Source organism: Mucilaginibacter sp. MD40 (genome assembly GCF_002288635.1).
GTDB lineage: Bacteria > Bacteroidota > Bacteroidia > Sphingobacteriales > Sphingobacteriaceae > Mucilaginibacter.
In genome coordinates this window covers 3,467,431-3,488,611 of record NZ_NRSW01000001.1, presented here as the reverse complement: position 1 = coordinate 3,488,611, position 21,181 = coordinate 3,467,431, and the positions used below count along the sequence as shown (strand labels likewise).

The window sequence follows — 21,181 nt, the reverse complement described above, 5'->3', positions numbered from 1 at the left end:
TAGCGCCAAACCATTAGTGTAATGAAACAGTATTTTAAGGTTGATGAGTGGAGAATAATTGAAGAGGGCTTTAACTCTCACTATAATAAAATTGCTGAAAGCGTTTTTAGTTTGGGCAATGGCCGCATGGGTGGCCGTGCCAATTTTGAAGAAGCTTACAGTGGCGAAACTTTGCAGGGTAACTACGTTGCCGGGGTTTACTATCCGGATAAAACCCGTGTAGGCTGGTGGAAAAACGGCTATCCCGAGTACTTCGCTAAGGTGCTAAATGCCGCTAACTGGGTAGGCATTGATGTATCGCTTAATGGCGAGCAGCTTGACCTGGCCAAGTGCAAGGTATTAAGCTTCAGGCGGGAGCTGAATATGAAGGAAGGCCACCTGAAAAGGAATTTCAGGGCGGTAACAGCCTCTGGTCGCGAGGTTGAGGTGGAGACCATCCGCTTTACCAGCCTGGCCGATGATGAGGCGGCGGCCATCAGTTATACCATAAAGCCCGTAAATTTTGGCGGCTACATTAAGCTTACACCGTTTATTGATGGCGATGTAGTAAATAAAGATGCCAACTACGATGAAAAGTTTTGGGACGAAGTAGCTAAACATACCTGGAATGATGGTGGCGTATTGCAAATGCGTACCAAAAAAACCGGCTTTGAGGTAGCTACCGGCATGAAGTACCATATAACTGTTGACGGCGAACCGGAGCACATTGAGGCTGAGCCTGTAACACGCGAAAAATACATCGGCACCGAGATCCGGATGGAAGTGAAGCAAGGGCAGCGGGTAACTTTGTGTAAATACGCCGCTAATTTGTCGTCACAAAACCACCCGGCGTCTGATATGCTCGAGCTAACCCAGCAACTACTTGAAAAGGTGTGCCATAAAGGATTTGATGCTATGCTGGCCGAGCAAGCCGCCGCATGGGCAGCCAAATGGCAGTTGAACGATATTATCATAGAAGGCGATGCTGCCGCACAGCAGGGCATTCGCTTTAACATATTTCAGCTGAACCAAACGTACACCGGGCAGGACGACCGCCTGAACATTGGCCCCAAAGGCTTCACCGGCGAAAAATACGGCGGCTCTACCTACTGGGATACCGAGGCTTATTGCGTACCGTTTTACCTCGCCACCGCCGACCAAAGCGTATCGCGCAATTTGTTGTTGTACCGTTACAAGCAACTGGGTAAGGCTATTGAAAATGCCAAGCTGTTGGGCTTTAAAGATGGCGCGGCGCTATACCCCATGGTTACCATGGATGGTACCGAATGCCATAATGAGTGGGAGATCACCTTTGAAGAGATACACCGTAACGGCGCCATCGCCTATGCTATTTTCAATTATGTGAACTACACCGGCGACGAGCAATACCTGGCCGATTATGGTTTGGAAGTACTTATCGCTATAGCACGTTTCTGGGCGCAGCGGGTTAACTGGTCGGCTGACAGGCAGCGGTATGTAATGCTGGGCGTAACCGGCCCTAACGAGTATGAGAACAACGTAAACAACAACTGGTACACCAATACCATTTCGGTGTGGTGCATGCGCTATACGCTGGAAGTAATTGAAAAGGTAAAAGCGGCATCGCCGGATAAATATAAAGAGCTGACAGGCCGTATCCATTTTAACGAGGAAACGGAAACAGGCCGTTTTAAGGATATCATCAGCAAGATGCATTTCCCTTATGATGATAATCTCCAAATATTTTTGCAGCAGGATGGTTACCTCGATAAGGAGCAAATATTGGTGAAAGACCTGCCAGCGACCGATCGCCCGCTGGTACAAAAATGGAGTTGGGACAGGATATTGCGCTCGCCATTTATCAAACAGGCGGATGTATTGCAGGGGCTTTACTTTTTTGAGGATGAGTATGATATAGATACCATTCGCCGCAATTACGATTTTTATGAACCAAGAACGGTTCACGAGTCGTCGCTATCGCCATGCGTACACTCTATTATAGCTGCTAAGCTGGGTGATATTGAACGGGCTTACCAGTTTTACCTGCGTACATCCAGGCTGGATATTGACGATTACAATAACGATACTGAAGATGGTTGCCATACTACCTCTATGGCTGGTACCTGGATGAGTGTGGTACAGGGTTTTGGCGGTATGCGGGTAAAAGACGGAAAGGTATCCTTTGATCCGCTGTTGCCTGCTCAATGGAATGCCTTCGCTTTCAGGATAGGTTTCAGGGGCATACCACTTAGTATAAGAGTATCGCAAAGCCAGGTGGAAATAAAGAACGAAGCTGCTGATGAAGATGTTGAGGTAAGCGTATACGGCCAAAGCTACACAGTAGCGGCAGGCAGCAGTACCGCAATTCCTACCAAGAACAACTATTGATGAGCAACAAATTGATCATATACCAGCTGCTGCCTCGCTTGTTCGGTAACCGTAATACCAACAATAAATTTTATGGTTCGGTTGAGGAAAATGGCGTTGGCAAGCTAAAGGATATTAATGGTAAAGCCCTGGCCGCAATAAAGGCTATGGGCTATACCCATATATGGTATACCGGCGTTATTGAACATGCCACCATGACGGATCATTCTGCAATAGGCATAAAGCCGGACGACCCTGATGTGGTGAAAGGGCGTGCCGGATCGCCATATGCTATTAAAGATTATTATGATATAGCTACTGACCTCGCGGTAGATCCGGAGTTCCGCATATCCGAATTTAAGGAACTGGTGGGGCGTACCCATAAGGCCGGCATGAAGGTGATCATTGATTTTGTGCCCAACCACGTAGCCCGTACTTACGGCTCTGATGTGAAGCCTGATGGCGTGCGCGATATTGGAGCGGATGATGATACATCGGTTGCTTACAGTCCTGTAAACGATTTTTACTATATCCCCGGCCAGCATTTTCAGGTACCTCAGGGTTATAATCCCGGGGGCGATGGGTTTACATCGCCACTAAAAGATGGTAAGTTTGACGAGTACCCCGCCAAAGCTACCGGAAATGATGTGTTCAGCGCAGCACCATCCATAAATGATTGGTTCGAGACTATAAAACTCAATTATGGTGTATATCGCCCGGACGGGCAAAAGAATGATCTTAGTGAACCACCGCCCTTGTGGCAAAAAATGAAGCATATTCTAAGCTACTGGGCCGATATGGGTGTGGATGGTTTTCGCTGTGATATGATAGAGATGGTGCCGGTTGAATTTTGGGCCTGGCTTACGCCGCAAATGAAACAGGCTTATCCGGGCATGATATTTATTGGCGAAGCTTATGATAAGAACCAGTATGGCAACTACATTCATAACGGCGGCTTTGACTACTTATATGATAAGGTTGGCCTGTATGATGCCATCCGTCGGTTAACCCGTGATGATTACGGTGCCAATACCTGGGAGATCAACGCGGTTTGGAACCACCAGACTCAAGGTATTGATGAGCATATGCTCCGCTTTATGGAAAACCACGACGAACAACGCATTGCCAGTCGCTTTTTCGCAGGCGATGCCATGCTGGCTATTCCCGGGATGATCGTTAGCGCTACATTGAACAAAGGGCCGGTAATGATCTATGCAGGGCAGGAGGTAGGCGAACCTGCACTTGGCGCGCAGGGTTTTAGCGGCGATGACGGCCGCACCACTATATTTGATTATTGGAGCTTACCCGAACTGCAAAAGTGGGTGAATAATGGCACTTATGATGGTGCCGGGCTATTAGCCAATCAACAGCAATTACGGGAGTTTTATATCAAGCTGCTAAACGTAACCGCCCAAAGCGATGCTCTGAGTAATGGTGAGTTTTATGAACTGATGATCGCTAATGAGCGCCAGCCGGGTTTTGATACCAAGTTATATATCTATGCACGCTACACTGCCCACGAAAAAGTGGTGGTTGCAGTCAACTTTAACAACGAGGAACGCCATGTTACCATACAACTCCCTGCAGATCTGTTGCAAAAATGGGAAATGAATGGCGCAGTAACTTTTACGGATATGTTAACGGATAGTGTGTTTTATACACATGATATTAATGCGGGTATTTCGGTTACTGTCAACGCTATGCACGGACTGTTATTAAAATCGTAAATCTTTACACATTGCTGTCGTTTGGCGCAATTATAGCATGAAGTTTCAATTATTTATCGTTTATTAGCTGTTACCAATTAATTAGCTGATCGTGGTATCAAGTTTCGCCGGTGTAGAGCGTAGCGAAATTTATTGATTATTTTGAAAGAATATGGCAGAAAATGTACCTGACCCAAATCCTGAACTGATAACGGCCAAGTTACTGCAGGTGGAAGAAATTGCGATTGATGAGGAAGAGTTTCATCACCTCAACAATCCGGCAGAGAGTATTAAACCCATTGTAAAAAAATATCTCGGCACACCCAATAAAGCCGAAACAATGGGTAATAGAATATTTTTTAGCGATGGCGACGCTAAAGTAGAGATCGTGGTGGTTACCAACGAGATCATCCGTGTGCGCCTGGCCCCGCATAGTGTTTTCCTGGAGGAGTTTTCATACGCGGTACCTCGGCTACCCCAGAAAGCGGTGGAGTTTAAACTACTCGAAAATGAAAAGGAATACAGGGTTTCCACACCCGAGATCAACTGCCACATCCGTAAGGCCGATTTCTTTATCTCTTTTTCAGATAAAAACCATCATGTAACAGATGCCGATGCGGTATCTATGCACTGGGAAGAGAATACCCAGTTTGGCGGTTATTATGTTTATTGTACTAAAACCTGTCAGGAGCAGGAAAGCTTTTTTGGCCTGGGCGATAAAGCGACCGAATTTAATCTACGCGGGAAACGGTTAAAGAACTGGAATACCGACGCTTATTCTTTCGGTTTTAACCAGGATCCCCTTTACCGTGCTATCCCTTTCTACATCAGTTTAAATGATGGTATAGCCCATGGTATTTTCTTTGATAATACCTTTAAAGCCCATTTTGATTTTGGTGCCGAAGATCGTACCAAAACCAGTTTCTGGGCGGATGGCGGCGAATTGCAATACTACTACATTCATGGTCCGCATATGATGGATGTGGTGAAAAACTACCACCTGCTTACCGGTACGCATCCCATGCCGCCGCTTTGGGCACTGGGCTACCACCAGTGCCGCTGGAGCTACTATCCCGAAAACAAGGTAAGGGTGATCGCCAATGGTTTCAGGAAAAATCGTATTCCGTGCGATGGTATTTACCTGGACATTGACTATATGGATGGCTACCGTTGCTTTACCTGGAGCCCTAAATATTTCCCTAACCCTAAGAAGATGATTGCCGACCTGGCCGAGAACGGCTTTAAAACTGTCGTGATTATTGACCCGGGTATTCGTGTGGATGATAATTATTGGGTGTTTAAGGAAGGCAAAGAGAAGAAATACTTCTGCCGCCGCTGCGACGATTACTTTATGGAAGGCCACGTATGGCCGGGCCGCTGCCAGTTCCCTGATTTTACCAACCCGGAAGTTCGCGCCTGGTGGGGCGACCTGTTTGAAGGTCTGGTCGAAACAGGGGTTGCAGGTGTATGGAATGACATGAACGAGCCTGCTGTTTTCGGCTCGGGTACCTTCCCGGATGATGTTCGCCACCAGTACGATGGTTACCGTGGTTCTCACCGTAAGGCACATAACGTTTATGGCATGCAAATGGTGCGCGCCACTTATGAGGGCTTACGTAAGCAAATGAAAAACAAGCGGCCGTTCACCATTACCCGCGCAGGTTATGCAGGCGTGCAGCGTTATTCATCTGTTTGGACGGGCGATAACGTAGCATCATGGGAGCACCTGAAACTGGGTAATATTCAGTTACAGCGCTTATCAGTTTCAGGTATTTCTTTCTGCGGTACGGACATTGGCGGTTTTAGTGGCGAACCGGATGGTGAGCTGTTTACCCGCTGGATACAGATGGGAACGTTCTCGCCGTTTATGCGCGCACACTCAGCAGGTGATACCAAGGAGCGCGAGCCATGGAGCTTTGGCGAACCATTTACTTCTATCAACCGTAAATTTATTGAGCTGCGTTACAGGCTTATCCCATATTTGTATTCCAGTTTTTGGGAGCATCACCGCTATGGGTTCCCTATATTAAGGCCTGTATTGATGCATGAGCAGGAGGTATTATCCAACCATTTCAGGCAGGATGAATTTACCTTTGGTGATAAAATACTGGTTTGCCCGGTATTGGAGCCAGGGCAAAAAAGTCGTAAGGTATATTTGCCTAAAGGTACCTGGTATGATTTCTGGACGCTGGAAGCTATCGAAGGGGGACAAGAGATAGCTGTACCAACACCATTAGATCTGTTACCCATATTTGTAAAAGCCGGCTCGGTAATACCTGAATATCCGGTGATGCAATACACCGGCGAAAAGGAAATTGAAGAAGTAAAACTGAACATTTACTATAGCGACTACGAGGTTAATTCTTTCCTGTTTGAGGACTATGGCGAAACGTTTGCCTATGAGCAGGATATTTATCTCGAGAAGAAGTTTGTAGTAAAAGGCGATGCCGACAAGCTTACTATCAAGCAAAGTATGGAAGGCCTGTATACCCCGAGATATGAGGGTTATCATTTTAAGATAAATGGACTACCGTTTGTGCCATCTAAAGTTGTAGCCGATGGTAAGGAGATAGACAGCATAAGCGCCAATGCCGATAAAACTTATGAATTTAAGTTTACCAAGAACTTTAAATTAATAGAGATATTTAAATAAGCGGTTAAATAGCCCATAAAAAACAAAAGCAGCCCATATTATTGGGCTGCTTTTGTTTTTATAAGAAAGCTGTCGCTTATCAATAATTTGCTGAGTTAGTGGCTTGCACTTTCGTTCTTACGCAGCGCCTGCATAAACTGCAATGGCGATTTGCCATATTCTTTTTTAAAGGCCCGCGAAAAATTTGAGCTGCTTTGCATGCCAATACGATCGGCCACTTCATTCATAGACACGTTTTCATGTGTCATGATCTCTATAGATTTCTTAAGCCGTATAGTTCTTATAAATTCACCTACGGATTGCCCGGATATGCTTTTAATTTTTTGATAAAGCTTGGTGCGGCTAACAAACAAATTACGGCACAGGTAGTCAACGTCCAGATCTAAACGCTGGATGTCTTTTTCAATTACTTCTATTAATTTTTCAAAAAACTCTTTATCTACTTCAGATTTTACCAGATCTGTTGCGCTGGAGAGGTAATTGTTTAAGAATCGTTGTTTAACTATTTCCCTTTGCGCGAATATATTTCTGATGGTGAGTAGCAAAAGGTCAACGCTTAGCGGTTTGGCAAAATAATAATCGGCACCGTATTCCACACCTTCAATTCTCGAGTCCATAGCGTTGTTAGCTGATAGGATAATGAAGGGGATATGCCTTGTTTCAAATTTTTCCTTTATCAGTTTACAAAGCTCAATCCCATTCATTTTCGGCATCATCACATCGCTTATAATAATATCCGGTGTGTTTTCAATGGCCAGTTTTAAACCCTTTTCACCATCTTCCGCCTCAATTACCTGGTAGTATTTGTCAAAAACCTGCTTTAAAAACCTCCGTAACTCAATGTTATCTTCAACAATCAGTATTCTCTTGTCCGCTTCAGGTATCAATTCTGGTTGCTGAATGTGATGTTCCGCGGTAGTTACTATGGCTTTATCAATGGGCTCCAGGCGGTTTCTTACTTCGGTGTTGTAAGCAATTTTTTCGCCGATAGTATAATCATGCTCGCTTACAGGTATACCAATAATAATTTCAGTACCGGCCATACGTTCGCTGTAAACATAAATATCTCCCTTATGTAACTGTGTAAGGCTTTTCACCAGTGCCAAACCCACCCCAGAGCCTATATGATTGCTGCTTATGCGGTAGTATCTTTCAAAAATGTTCCCTATAGATTCGGGCGAGATCCCTATGCCGGTATCTGCAACTCGTATATAAAAATAATTTTCTGCGCGCCGGTCATGCAGGAGTTTAAAACCACTGCGAAAAGATGGTTTGAAATTTTCAAGATCGGTAAAAAGTTCAAGTTTAACCTCGCCATTATTATCGGTGTATTTAAAAGCGTTATTAAGCAGGTTAAATACTATTTTCTCAAGTACCTGCACATCAAACCAACCCTTGTAGTTATCGCCTGCATGGTTAATAAGGCGATATTTAATATCCTTGCTAAGCGCTATGTTTTCAAAATCAGTAAATAAGCCCGTGCAAAACCGGTATATATCCAATTGTTGTACCTGTAGTTTAATTACGCTATCGGCCACTTTCTTAAAGTTCATTAGTTCAGTGATCAAGTTCATCAGGCGCCTTGCGTTGCGTAAGATGAGCTGATATGAACTGTTCAGATGAACATCCTTGTTTTCATGTATCAGGTGCTCCAACGGCCCAACAATAAGCGTTAAAGGAGTGCGGAACTCATGTGAGATATTGGTAAAGAAAACCAGTTGCTGTTGATGTAATTCTTCTCTCTGGCGATGTATTTCTTCGCGCTTTTTTTCGTTTACACGGCCAACTTCGATATCGCGTTTAAGTTTATACCATCTTGCCTGGTACAGATAAATACCGGCAAGCCCAGAAAGAAGCAGTAGGGCGTAAAATAATTTGGCCGGCCACGATTTCCACCAGGGTGGGGTAACTGTTATGTTTAAGGCAGCAGTCTGGTGACTCCATATACCATCATGGTTGGATGCTTCAACTATAAAGGTATAATCGGCGTAGTCAATATTATTATATGATGCACTTGGGTTTTTTCCGTCAGTGTAACGCCAGTCGTTATCGAAGCCTAACAATTTGTAACGGTATTTACATTTCGACGGGTTGGCAAAGTGCATGGCCGAGAAGTATATGACAAAATTGTTTTGCAGGTAATTGATCTTTAGCTTGTTACTATAGGTAATCGACTGACTTATGTTATTATCACCGCTTTTATCATGCCCGATAGCCGGATGCTGGTTGTTAATAATGATATCGGTAATACGTGGTATGGCAGGTATGGTATTTTCATGTATCTGATCAGGGTAAAAGTAATTAAGGCCGTTTAGTCCGCCAAAGTATAGCCGCCCGTCGCTGCCTTTGTAAGAGGCGCCAACTTTAAAGCTGTTGCCCTGCAAACCATCGTTTTTATCGTAGCGGATAAGGGTTTTGCTAACAGGGTTGAAGCGTTCCAGGCCGTTGCCACCCATCCATATATTACCTTTATTATCCAGCTCCATGCTCTCCACATCTTTAAACATATTGTAGCGCGAAAACTGGGTAATAGAATAAGTGTTTCCCTTAATAATTAGGCGATTGAGGCCGCCGCCAATGGTGCCTATCCAATAAACGCTATCAGTTTGTTTAACAATAGGATAAGTATAATCTGAACTGAGGCTATTAGGACTGTTAGTTGCCGTAAAGGTGTGTTTAGCGGTTGTATTGCCATACTTATCTACAATCAATCGTCTTAAACCATGTGTACTGGATATCATTATATAGGGGCGATTGGTTTCAGCTAATATAAATAAGCCCTGACCATAATATTTTACTTTAAAAGTACCGTCATCGTCACGGTATATTACTCCGCACTTGTTGGTGTGGTTACCAAACCATATATTACCGAAATAATCGGTAGCTAGGCTTTCAATAGAGTAAGACGGGAAATTTTGTGAACCAGTTGGCCTGATAACAGCTTGCCTTGCCGCATCCAGAATATCTATTCCTGCATCGGTACCAATCCATAAGTTGCCACTGCGGTCTGGTGTGAGCGCGTTTACAACATCATTTTTTAATTTTACCGGAGTGTTGTAGCTATTGTAATAGCTAAACCTACGCGTTTTTAAATTGTATAGGTTTAAACCGTTTTCATAAGTACCTATCCAAAGCTCATCGCCCATAGCCAAAACAGACCGTATATAACTTCCGGATAATGAGTTTTTTTCCCCGGGAAGGTGCTGCAAAGTATAAAATGGTTTTTCATTAAGGTCGAAATAGTTAACTCCGCCGCCAAACATACATATCCACATGCATTGTGAGCGATCAATAAATATCTTTATCAGCGAGTGTGAGTTAAGGGTTTGCTGCGGGCTTTTATTGCTGATCTCCTGCTTGAGTTGTAAGTTTTTATCCAGATGTATAAGCCTGCTGCTTTCATTTATCCAGTAATCGCACTTGCCATCACTTATTACGCTCTTTATTTTGTGACGATAGGGCGATGTGTAGGTTTTACCTATAGTGTAAACAGAATTTACATTTTGATGCGAGTTGCCGGGTGATGCCAGCACAAATTTATCATCAATTACCAGCATCAATTCGTTGTATTCATTTATGGATAAGTGATTTACGGCCTTATCGTCAAGGCCATTAATTTGTACCTGCCTTATCCGCTCTTTATGATCGATCTCCCAAACGCCTTTGTTGGTAGCCAGTAACAGATTTCCGTTAGCGGCAACAGCAAAATCGGCAACGTTAATACTGTTATGCAGCGGCAGTTTTAGTTCTGTAAGCTTGGTGCCCTTTATTTCAAATAATCGTATTTGATTAGTACCCTGTACATAGATCCTGTTTGCCGAAGGTTTATATATCTTTTTAAAATCGTTGAGTAACTGATTATCACAATGGTAATCTATGTAACGTTCTGTTCTAACCTCAAAACGTTGCAGGCCGCCTTCGGTGCCCAGCCATATATCGTCATTGTTATCAGCATATACAGAGGTTATGCGATTTCTGTAAGCATTTTTTAGCGGGTCGTTACTGTTATAAAATCGTTTGATGGAATTGCCGTCGAACCGGTCAAGCCCAAAATAAGTTGCTACCCATATAAAGCCTTTATTATCCTGGGTAATGTCATTGGCATCAACGTGTGATAAACCTTCGTCAACCGTAAGATATTTTATCCGGTATGGATAGTTTTCCGGTTGGGCGAAAACCCTTAACGGTAGTATGCCAATATACACTATGGCGAAGGCCAATAAGTACCGATATGTTTTTATACGATAATTTTTAACAGTCATGAAGCTTCAGCACGGTTGTTTCAGGCCGCTGAAATAGTTTACAATTGGTTATGTGATGTAGCGACGAATTTGACATTACGTATTAAGCGCAATCAGCTTTGTTTAATTGCATATGAACAATAGGTCAAAAAAGCCCAACAGCGATTTTTAAGTTAAAGCCAGTATTATTCCCTGCAAATACGTAGCAATGGTATCTTTTCTATCAATTTAATACATCTTTTCCAAATATATAACTCTGTCGCATTCATCCAAACCTTATTACGTGTACGTGAATAAAAAAACTGTCAAAAGTACATTTTGTCAAAAAAAATGAATGTTATGGCAAACATAAATCCCTTGTTAAGCGGCTTATTTGTATAAACCAATCGTAAACTTTTAAACCAAAGATATGCTGTGCCGGATAAGCCCTCGTAGCTTGTGCCATAGCATACTAAACACTAAATAACCATAATTATTAACCAGTTACTTTACCATTCTATGAAGAAAAAAAGTGGGCATTCTATACTTGTAAGCTCCTAATTAATTACCAGTTCAATTAAACCTCCGCTATGAAGAAGACTTTACTCAGAAAAGATCATTTTTTAAAAAGGCCCAAATTGTACCTAAGCGCTGTCGCGATAGGCCTTTTCGCGCACACCGTGCAGCCTTCCTTTGCTGCCGGTACAGGCGCTCATGCCTTTGCCGTTAATAATCTGGCGGCACGCCCTATCAAGGGTAATATTAAAGATGCCGCTAATGGCCAAACATTACCCGGTGTTACGGTTAAAATAAAAGGATCGGGTGCAGGTACCGTTACAGACGCTAATGGTAATTTCAGTATCAATGTTGAAGAGAACGACGTATTGCAGTTTTCTTACTTAGGGTATGACCCTATTGAAATTGCTGTAAGCGGCAAAAATTATATTGACGTTAAGCTGCAGCCATCGGTATCAAAAAACCTCAACGAGGTGGTTGTGGTAGGTTACGGTACCCAGAAAAAAACCTCAACAACGGCATCGGTATCAACCATTAATACCCAGGAAATTACACAAAAGCCGGTAGTAAACGTAACCAACAGCCTGGTGGGCCGTGCTTCGGGCCTTATTATTACCCAGGGTAGCGGTGAGCCGGGTTATGATGGGTCCAATATTCAGATCAGGGGTACCAGTTCTATTGGCCGTAGCGCGCCTTTAACTATTGTTGATGGTGTACCGCGCGATTTCAGCCGTATCGACCCTAACTCTATCGCCAATATCAGTATCCTGAAAGATGCCGCGGCCGTTGCGCCTTATGGTGTGGCCGGTGCTAACGGTGTAATTTTAATTACAACCAAGCAAGGTAAACAGGGCAAGCCTACGCTTACCTATAATGGTTACTATGGTTTTCAAAACCCAACTAAAGTACCTGATTTTGTAAATTCATATGAATACGCTTTAATGCGTAACGAGGCTAATGCTAATGATGCGCATGACCAAGGCATTGCTTATGTACCTTTTGCGACAGATGCGGAGCTGCAGAAATACAAAGACCATTCAGATCCGGACAGATACTCTGACGGCCACCCGCTGAAAGATATCATCAAGCCCAATAGGCCGATTACCAACCATAATATCACGCTATCAGGTGGTAATGATGATGTGAAGTATTTTGCATCTATCGCGTATACGCACCAGGCCGGTATGTGGGACCCAACTTACCTGAATAAATATAATGGTGCCTTAAACGTTACGGCTAAAGCTACTTCAACTACCAATGTTGGCCTGTCGGTAAACAGTTCTGTTGAGGATCAGCATTTCCCGTCATTTGGTGCGGGTACTATAATTGACCAGGCTATGCGCCAGGCGCCAACCACACCAATCTATTACAGTAATGGCTTATGGTCTGGCTATATTGGTCAGTCACTTATAGGCGAAATTTATCACAGTGGCTACCAAACCAATCATAATACGGTATTATATACCCAGTTGTATATCGACCAAAAATTACCGATAGATGGTTTAAGTGTTAAGGGTACTGTCAGTTATGATAGCGGCCCCGACCCTTTATTTGGCAACAATACTTCTTTTACACGCAGGTATAGCACCCCGGTACCTTTCTGGACCCGTACAGGTAATACACCACCATATACATTCACTCCGGGTATACAGGGTAACTCTAAGGCAAGTTTTTACGAAGCCTATGCACAAAACATCAGCTTAACTTATCAAGGCCAGCTTAACTATGCCAAAAACTTCGGTAAAAACGCCATCACCGGTTTAGCGGTAGTTGAGTATCGTAACATTAACTATCAAACATTTAGCGCACAACGTATTAATTACAACCTGAATATTGATGAGTTAAATTACGGTGGTCCGGCACCATCTGACGCTACAAATGGAGGTTTTTCGAGCGGCCAAAAGCAAATAGGTTATGTATACCGTGTAGGGTACGCTTATGATAACCGTTATCTTTTTGAAGCGGCGGGCCGTTATGATGGTAGCTACCTGTTTGGCCCCGGTAACCGTTTTGGGTTTTTCCCGGCGTTTTCAGCAGGTTGGAGGCTATCAGAAGAAAAATTCATGAAGAGCATCAACTGGATTGACAACCTTAAACTGCGCGCGTCATGGGGCCAGTCAGGTGCATATCCAAGTGTTGGCGGAAGCATCCAAACTTACCAATACCTGAGCCCTTATAACGCGTACGGTAATTCGGCTGTTTTAGGTGGCACCACTACCCAGGGTATTTATGAGGCTTTACAGGGTAACCCTAATATTACCTGGGAAAAAGCAAACAAAACAGATGTAGGTTTCGAGGCTACTTTATGGAAAGGCGCTTTAGGAATTGAAGCGGATTATTTCTATGAAAAACGCTCTAACATGCTGGTTGGTGTTGGTAACTCATTACCGGCAGAATATGGCATTGGGGTAGGCTTGGTGAATGGTGGTATTATGCAGAATAAAGGTATAGACCTTACCTTAACCACCTTTAAGCAATTTAGTAACGACCTCCGCCTGGATGTTAAGGGAACTTTCACTTATGCTAAAAATAAACTGTTACAAGTTTATGAGAACAGTGCCACGTTTAATAACCCCAACAGACGCCAAACAGGAAGGCCGCTCGGCGAGCAATTTGGCTTAAAAGCCCTTGGTTATTTTACGCCTAATGATTTCGTAGATCCTAACGCTGCTTCGCCGGTATTAAAACAAGGTATACCGGTACCAAGCTTTGGTACGGTTAGGCCGGGCGATCTGCAGTATGCCGATTTAAATGGTGATGGTAAAATTGACGCTAATGATATTACCGACCTTGGCCCGCCAAGCACACCACAAATTATTTACGGTATAGAGCCACGCCTTACTTACAAGAACTTTGATCTGGATCTGTTATTCCAGGGATCGGGTAAAAGCAGTATCTTCTTTAATAACTACTTTGTTTGGCCATTCCAGGCTTCCGGTTCAGCTACTGAGCTTGCTTATAAAGACCACTGGACACCAAGCAATACAAATGCACTGTATCCAAGGCTTACCGGTACACCTACACCCAACAATACGCAAACATCCAGCTGGTGGCTGCGCAATACCAGCTACCTGCGTTTGAGAAGTTTTGAAGTTGGTTATACCTTCTCCAACAAATTGTTAGGTCGTACCATTAAATCATTGCGTGTTTACGCTGCCGGCCAAAATGTTTTCACCTGGACGCCTCATATCAAAGAAACCTTTGATCCGGAACAGGGTGGTAATAACCAGAATTATTTCCAGCAAAGGGTATTTTCTTTTGGTGTAAACGCAACATTTTAATTGATAACGACATGAAAAATAAATATCTAAATAGACTTTATATTCCTCTTTTTCTTGTGCTGATATGGAGTACGTCGGCATGTAAAAAGGATAATTTTTTGGATGTACCGCCGAAAGGTTCGCTTACTGATGCCACAACCTTTAGTTCCGAATCAAACGCCGACCTGTTTGTAAATGATATCTACAACCAATTGCCTGATATGAACAACGAGTACCAGGTATTAGATCAGTATACAGATAACGATTTCCCCGGCGCCGCCTGGATGACCGGCCAAACCACCGTAAGGGCCAATGGTATTAACCCATCAAATGTTCCGGGAGGCCCTGCGGGTTCATTCAACTGGACAACTCAATATGGTAACATCCGTAAATGCAACGTTTTTCTGCAGCAGGCTGCAAAAAACAAGGCTAATTTTTCTGCCGATTGGTATAACCAGCGTGTGGCGGAGGTTACTTTCCTGAGAGCGTTCTTTTACTCTATCCTGTACACTAATTACGGTGGCCTTCCATTGATCACTGCACCATTAAATAATGCAGATGGTACCGATATTTTTGTGGAGCGCAGCACTGCCGACCAAACTCTTGCCTTTATTGAGGCGGATTGTGATGCCGCGGCAGCGGTTTTACCTGCTCAAGCTTCGCAGTCGGGTCGTGCTACCAAAGGTGCGGCATTAACGCTTAAAGGTTGGGTAGAACTTTTCGCAGCCAGTCCGTTATCAAACCCAAGCAATGATGCCGGCAGGTGGGCTAAAGCCGCTGCTACCAATTTGCAGGTTATGAATGCTAATACATATTCATTATTCCCTGATTACGGTGCGCAGTTTTTATCGTCAAATAACTGGAATTCTGAAACCATATTCGCGCGCGGTTACGCAGTGCCAAATAAAGGCCACAATCGTGAAGGAACACTGGGCCCGGTAATTGTGAACGGTGTGCAGCAGGCATGGGGCAACCTGGCGCCAACTCAAAACCTGGTTGATGATTACGAGATGGATAATGGTAAGCCTATTAGTGATCCAACATCAGGTTACGACCCGCAAAACCCATATGTAGGCAGGGAAAAACGTTTCTACCAGTCTATTGTATATGATGGTTCAATCTGGCAGGGCGATACCTGGTTGTCGCGCACAGGTGGTAACAACCAGATCGACCTTGGCTCTTCAAGCGACATTTCCAATACCGGCTATAATGCCAAAAAAACGCTTGATGAATCTATCAAAGGCCAAACCAGTTTAGGCATTTCACCGGGTACTTCCAACTACATATTCTATCGTTATGCCGAAGTATTGTTAAGCTATGCCGAGGCACAGAACGAAGCCGTTGGTCCTGATCAATCAGTATATACCGCGGTAAATAAGGTAAGAGCGAGGGTGTCATTACCTGCTCTTCCGGCAGGTCTTTCACAGGCAGATATGCGTACGATCATCCGTCGTGAGCGCCGTATCGAATTCGCGTTTGAAGACAAGCGCTGGTATGATATACGCCGCTGGGATATTACTACCAAAGGCCCGGCTGTGTTAACCTCGCCTGAATATGGTATGCAGATCACTATTGACCCAAGTACTAAAAAATTGATTTATACTCCGGTTCAGATCTTTAAGAACTCGTTCTCAGAGTATATGAACTGGCTGCCTATACCGCAAGGAGTTATAGAGCAGAACAAGAAGCTTAAACAAAACCCGGGATATTGATTTTGATTTGAGTTTTATTAATTGGTTGCGCGGTCCCGGCATTTGTCGGGATCGTGCTTTTTTATTAAATATGAGCAAATAATTTACGCGTCCCCTTTTTAGTATGAACTTACCCTTCAAAAGTGCCTTTTCGCTGTCGGTTACGGCAGCTGCGCTTCTGCTGTTTTTTAGTTGCGGGCACTCATCTCCGGATAGCACCCCGGATAACAGCATGTTTAAATTACTTGATACCGCGCGTACGGGCATCAGCTTTTCGGATACCTTAACCGAAGGGCTAAATACCAATGTGCTGTTGTACCAGTATTTTTATAATGGCGGGGGCGTTGCCGTTGGCGATTTGAACGGGGATGGTATGGAAGATATTTATTTCTCGGCTAATATGGCTGATAATAAGCTGTATTTGAATAAAGGGGATATGCGTTTTGCGGATGTTACTGCCACGACCGATGCAGGTGGCCGCACGGGCCCCTGGAAAACAGGGGTGACACTGGTAGATATTAACGGGGATGGTAAACTGGATATATTTTTGAGTTACTCCGGCCACGTACGTGCCGAAAAGCGAGTGCCTCAGCTGTTCATTAACCAGGGGAATGACGCGCAGGGTGTTCCGCATTTTAAAGATATGGCCGCCGATTATGGCCTTAACGCCCCCTCATACGCTACCCAAGCCTACTTTTTTGACTATGACCGCGATGGCGACCTGGACCTGCTGATGGTTAACCATAACCCCGAAAGGCTAAACGTAGCGGATATGACTACCGTTGCAGGCTTGATGGCAAAGGAGGATGCGGCATCAGGCATACGCTTACTTAAAAACGATAACGACCATTTTACTGACGTTACCAAAGGATCGGGCATTATCAATACCACACTATCCTATGGTTTAGCCGCAGGTATTTCAGACATTAACGGTGATGGTTTACCTGATATCTATATTTCTAATGATTACAACGTGCCCGACCGTTTGTATATAAACAAAGGGAACGGAAAATTTAAAGATGAGCTACCACAGCAAATAGGGCATACCTCTTTTTACTCTATGGGGAATGATATCGCGGATATCAATAACGACCTCTTACCTGATATCTACACGCTGGATATGCTGCCCGAAGATAATCATCGCCAGAAACTGTTGTTCGGCGCTGATAACTACGAGGCGTTTGACCTGAATATCCGGTCGGGGTTTTACTACCAGTATATGCGTAATATGCTGCAACTGAACAATGGTAACGGCACTTTTAGCGAGATCGGGCAGCAATTAGGCATCTCTAATACCGACTGGAGTTGGTCGCCGCTTTTTGCCGACTACGATAATGATGGCTGGAAAGACCTGTTTGTTACCAACGGCTACACCCGCGACTACACCAATATGGATTTCCTGAAATTTGCAGGAGATCAGTTGATGAACCGTAAGGTGGTGCGGGAAGATCTGCTTAACCTGGTAAAACAGATACCGGTATCAGACATAAAAAGTTATTTCTTTAAGAATAATAACGGGAGCAGCTTTAGCAATGTGAGTGCCTCATGGGGTATTTCGCAACCCTCAAACAGTAATGGCGCCGCCTTTGCCGATCTGGATAATGATGGCTACCTGGATATGGTGGTGAACAACATCAACAAACCTGCGTTTATATACCACAACCAAAGCTCAGGGATAAGCAATAATCATTACATAAAAGTAAATTTAAAAGGGGCAGGCAAAAATACACAGGGCATAGGTGCAAAGGTTTTTATTTATTGCGGGCCTAACCACCAGTACCAGGAGCAGATGCCTGCAAGGGGCTACCAATCCAGCGTTTCGCCGATATTGAATTTTGGTGTAGGGAAAGCGGGTACTATTGATTCTGTAAAAGTGATATGGCAACGCGGTGGGGTGCAGGTATTGAAAAATGTAAAGGCGAACGGCCAAGTTGTTTTTGAGGAAAAAAACGCTGGTCAGTCTGTTCAGCCTTCAAACACTGTGCAACCTTTGTTTAAGCCGGCAGAGTCGCCTGTAAAGTTGAATTACGTTGGTGCGGATGTAAACGATTATAAAAGGCAGCCGTTGCTGGTTAATCCGCTCTCCTTTTCGGGGCCTTGTATGGCAAAGGCTGATATCAATGGTGACGGCCTCGAAGACCTGTATATTGGCGCCGATCATGGCACGGAAGGTACGTTGTATTTACAACAGGCTAACCACCAGTTTAAGTTATCACCACAAGCTGCTTTTAAGGATACTAAAGGACTTACAGATGCTTCCGCTATATTTTTTGATGCCAATAAAGACGGTAAACCAGACCTGTATGTGGCCACCGGTGGGTATGGAGACCTTGCTCCGGATGACCCTAAGCTACAGGACCGTTTGTATCTGAACGATGGCAAAGGGCACCTCACATTAGCGGCTAACGCATTGCCCCGTATGCTGGTAAGTAAAGGCTGCATTAAAGCGGCAGATATCAACGGCGATGGCTATGCCGACCTGTTTGTTGGCGGCCGCGTTATACCCGGCAGATACCCTGAAACACCAAGGAGCTATGTGCTTATTAATGATACAAAGGGGCACTTTATTGATCAAACCAATACTTATAATGCCGGCCTTGGCAAAATTGGAATGGTAACCGATGCCGCTTTTGCAGATATGAACGCCGATGGCAAGCCCGATCTGGTAGTAGTAGGCGAATGGATGCCGGTTACCGTATTGATCAATACCGGCAACAAACTGGTTAACCAAACCAGCAAATATTTAGATAAGGATTACCGCGGCTGGTGGAATGTGCTCACCGTGGCCGACTTTAACCATGATGGCCACCCGGATTTGTTTGTGGGTAACCTGGGCACCAATTCGCAATGCAAGGCATCTGATAAGGAGCCTGCCGAAATGTATTACAAGGATTTTGATGATAATGGTTCTGTTGACCCTGTTTTATGTTTTTACATACAGCATAAAAGTTACCCTTGTGTAACCCGCGATGAACTGCTTGACCAGTTGAGTAAAATGCGCGCGCGTTACCCCGATTATAAAAGCTATGCCGATGTAACCATCAATGATATTTTTACTCCTGACGAATTAAAGAGTGCTGGTCATTTAACGGCAAATTGCCTCGAAACAAGCTGTTTTATGAGTAACAAGCAGGGGTATTTAAGTAAGATCAGTCTTCCTGCACAGGCGCAATACTCGCCGGTATATACCATCAGCACCTTTAATATGAATAATAAGCCGGGCGTGCTTTTATGCGGAAATATCTCAAAGGAGCGTATACACTTTGGTAAATACGACGCGAACTACGGCGTTTTACTTGAAGCAGATAGAGGTGGGTTTAACTATGTAGATCAGGTACATTCTGGGTTTAATTTAAAAGGCGATATCAGGAGTGTGATCGAGCTGAATAATGAGTTACTCTTCGGCGTTAACGGAAAAGGTGTTGTCGCTTACAAACAAGTAAAATAATGAAACGAGTTATACTATTGCTATGCTGCATAGTAGCGTTAGGTGCTTGCCGCAACAAGCAAAATCTGAATTTAACAGAGCGCGATGTGGCAAGGGTGATCCATCAGTTTACAGCTGTGATGGTACATGATGTTACCAACCCACCACTGGCAGCACGGTTTTATTCGTATGCATGCCTGTCAGGTTATGAGGTGTTATCACAAAATAAAACCGGCTTAAAACCTATGGCCGGCGTGCTTAACCAATATCCTTTAATTAAGGCGCCTCGGCTGATAACAGGCTATAACACTGATGTAAGTGCAGTTTTAGCCATGTACAAAACAGCAGAAACGCTGCAACCGTCGGGCTACCTTTTAAAAGATGCGGAAAAAAGATTTATCGACTCCTGTAAAAACTTAGGTTTAGGTGATGATGCAGCCCGCCAGTCTGACGAGTATGCCGGGTACATAAGCAAAGCTATACTGGCTTATGCAAAGTCTGATAAGTATAATCGTATTAGTAATTACAAACGTTATACACCGGCTAATACCGATGGCTCATGGGATCCTACGCCGCCATCTTACATGGCGCCTGTTGAGCCATACTTTAATACTATACGGCCGCTTACTTTAGATTCTGCCGGGCAATTCTTTGGTACATTGCCTATACCTTTCTCTACCAATAAAAAATCGGTTTTTTATAAGCTCTTGCTTGATAATTATCATAAGGGAGCCAGTGATTTGTCTGCCGAGGAAAAGAACATTGCCAATTTTTGGGATTGTAATCCCTTTGCCGTGCAAACTACAGGGCATTTAATGGTAGGGTTAAAGAAAATATCGCCGGGCGCGCACTGGCTGGGTATAACTTCTGTTGCATGCAATAAGCAAAAAACAGGTTTTGCTAAAGCCTTACAGGTACACACGTTGGTTTCTATAGGGTTGATGGATGGCTTTATTTCCTGCTGGGATAACAAATTTAAAACTAACCGCATACGCCCCGAAACCGCGGTAAGGAAATACATTGATGCCGGTTGGAAACCGTTTCTGCAAACACCACCATTCCCCGAATACCTGAGTGGGCACTCGGTAGTATCAGCTACATCAGCCGTTATTCTAACGCATTTCCTGGGCGATAATTTCCATTATACTGATAATGTCGAAGCTTCATACGGCATACCACCACGTAGCTACAGCTCGTTTAAACAAGCGGCTAAAGAAGCAGCCGTATCAAGGTTCTATGGTGGTATACACTTTGCCGATGCTATTGAGAAAGGCCTTGTTCAGGGCGATAGTGTGGGCAATTGGGTAGTGCGTAGGTATTAGCAGGCTGCTAAAGTAAAAAGTAACTAAAATGTTACTACCGGTGTACGTAAGGGCAATTTAA

8 protein-coding genes are annotated in these 21,181 nt (G+C 44.0%); 7 read left to right on the top strand and 1 reads right to left on the bottom strand.

Annotated features, from left to right (window positions below):
* The first annotated feature begins 21 nt into the window (after positions 1-21).
* The 3 genes from CKK33_RS15480 (at position 22) to CKK33_RS15470 (ending at position 6,684) form a co-directional block, all read left to right on the top strand.
* Positions 22-2,346, top strand: a complete 2,325-nt coding sequence (locus CKK33_RS15480) for a family 65 glycosyl hydrolase domain-containing protein (RefSeq protein ID WP_095704974.1) — start codon at positions 22-24, stop codon at positions 2,344-2,346.
* Positions 2,346-4,052 (top strand): alpha-amylase family protein, encoded by a 1,707-nt coding sequence (locus tag CKK33_RS15475; RefSeq protein ID WP_095704973.1) that lies wholly within the window; start codon positions 2,346-2,348, stop codon positions 4,050-4,052. Before CKK33_RS15480 ends, CKK33_RS15475 begins: the two co-directional genes overlap by 1 nt.
* Positions 4,053-4,203: 151 nt before the next feature.
* Positions 4,204-6,684, top strand: a complete 2,481-nt coding sequence (locus tag CKK33_RS15470; RefSeq protein ID WP_095704972.1) for a glycoside hydrolase family 31 protein — start codon at positions 4,204-4,206, stop codon at positions 6,682-6,684.
* 95 nt (positions 6,685-6,779) lie between these two features.
* Here the strand turns inward: CKK33_RS15470 and CKK33_RS15465 are convergent, their stop codons facing one another.
* Positions 6,780-10,946 carry a response regulator gene (locus CKK33_RS15465; RefSeq protein ID WP_095704971.1) on the bottom strand — a complete coding sequence of 1,389 codons (4,167 nt, stop codon included), beginning with the start codon at positions 10,944-10,946 and terminating at the stop codon, positions 6,780-6,782.
* A 548-nt stretch (positions 10,947-11,494) separates the two neighbouring features.
* On the opposite strand from CKK33_RS15465, the gene CKK33_RS15460 reads away from it, so the two are divergent.
* From CKK33_RS15460 to CKK33_RS15445, 4 genes are all read left to right on the top strand, one after another.
* On the top strand, positions 11,495-14,701 hold the full coding sequence (locus CKK33_RS15460; RefSeq protein ID WP_095704970.1) for a TonB-dependent receptor: 3,207 nt from the start codon (positions 11,495-11,497) through the stop codon (positions 14,699-14,701).
* Between the two features lie 11 nt (positions 14,702-14,712).
* Positions 14,713-16,392, top strand: coding sequence for a RagB/SusD family nutrient uptake outer membrane protein (locus tag CKK33_RS15455; RefSeq protein ID WP_198952482.1), 1,680 nt, complete (start codon positions 14,713-14,715; stop codon positions 16,390-16,392).
* Positions 16,393-16,495: 103 nt separating this feature from the next.
* A complete protein-coding gene (locus tag CKK33_RS15450; RefSeq protein ID WP_095704968.1) occupies positions 16,496-19,819 on the top strand; it encodes a VCBS repeat-containing protein in 3,324 nt (1,107 codons plus the stop codon).
* On the top strand, positions 19,819-21,120 hold the full coding sequence (locus tag CKK33_RS15445; protein ID WP_095704967.1) for a vanadium-dependent haloperoxidase: 1,302 nt from the start codon (positions 19,819-19,821) through the stop codon (positions 21,118-21,120). Before CKK33_RS15450 ends, CKK33_RS15445 begins: the two co-directional genes overlap by 1 nt.
* The last annotated feature ends 61 nt before the right edge of the window (positions 21,121-21,181 follow it).

Bases quoted from the DNA above. Each gene is read 5' to 3' on its own strand.
- CKK33_RS15480 (WP_095704974.1), top strand. From the start codon at position 22: ATGAAACAGTATTTTAAGGTTGATGAGTGGAGAATAATTGAAGAGGGC.
- CKK33_RS15475 (WP_095704973.1), top strand. From the start codon at position 2,346: ATGAGCAACAAATTGATCATATACCAGCTGCTGCCTCGCTTGTTCGGT.
- CKK33_RS15470 (WP_095704972.1), top strand. From the start codon at position 4,204: ATGGCAGAAAATGTACCTGACCCAAATCCTGAACTGATAACGGCCAAG.
- CKK33_RS15465 (WP_095704971.1), bottom strand. From the start codon at position 10,946: ATGACTGTTAAAAATTATCGTATAAAAACATATCGGTACTTATTGGCC.
- CKK33_RS15460 (WP_095704970.1), top strand. From the start codon at position 11,495: ATGAAGAAGACTTTACTCAGAAAAGATCATTTTTTAAAAAGGCCCAAA.
- CKK33_RS15455 (WP_198952482.1), top strand. From the start codon at position 14,713: ATGAAAAATAAATATCTAAATAGACTTTATATTCCTCTTTTTCTTGTG.
- CKK33_RS15450 (WP_095704968.1), top strand. From the start codon at position 16,496: ATGAACTTACCCTTCAAAAGTGCCTTTTCGCTGTCGGTTACGGCAGCT.
- CKK33_RS15445 (WP_095704967.1), top strand. From the start codon at position 19,819: ATGAAACGAGTTATACTATTGCTATGCTGCATAGTAGCGTTAGGTGCT.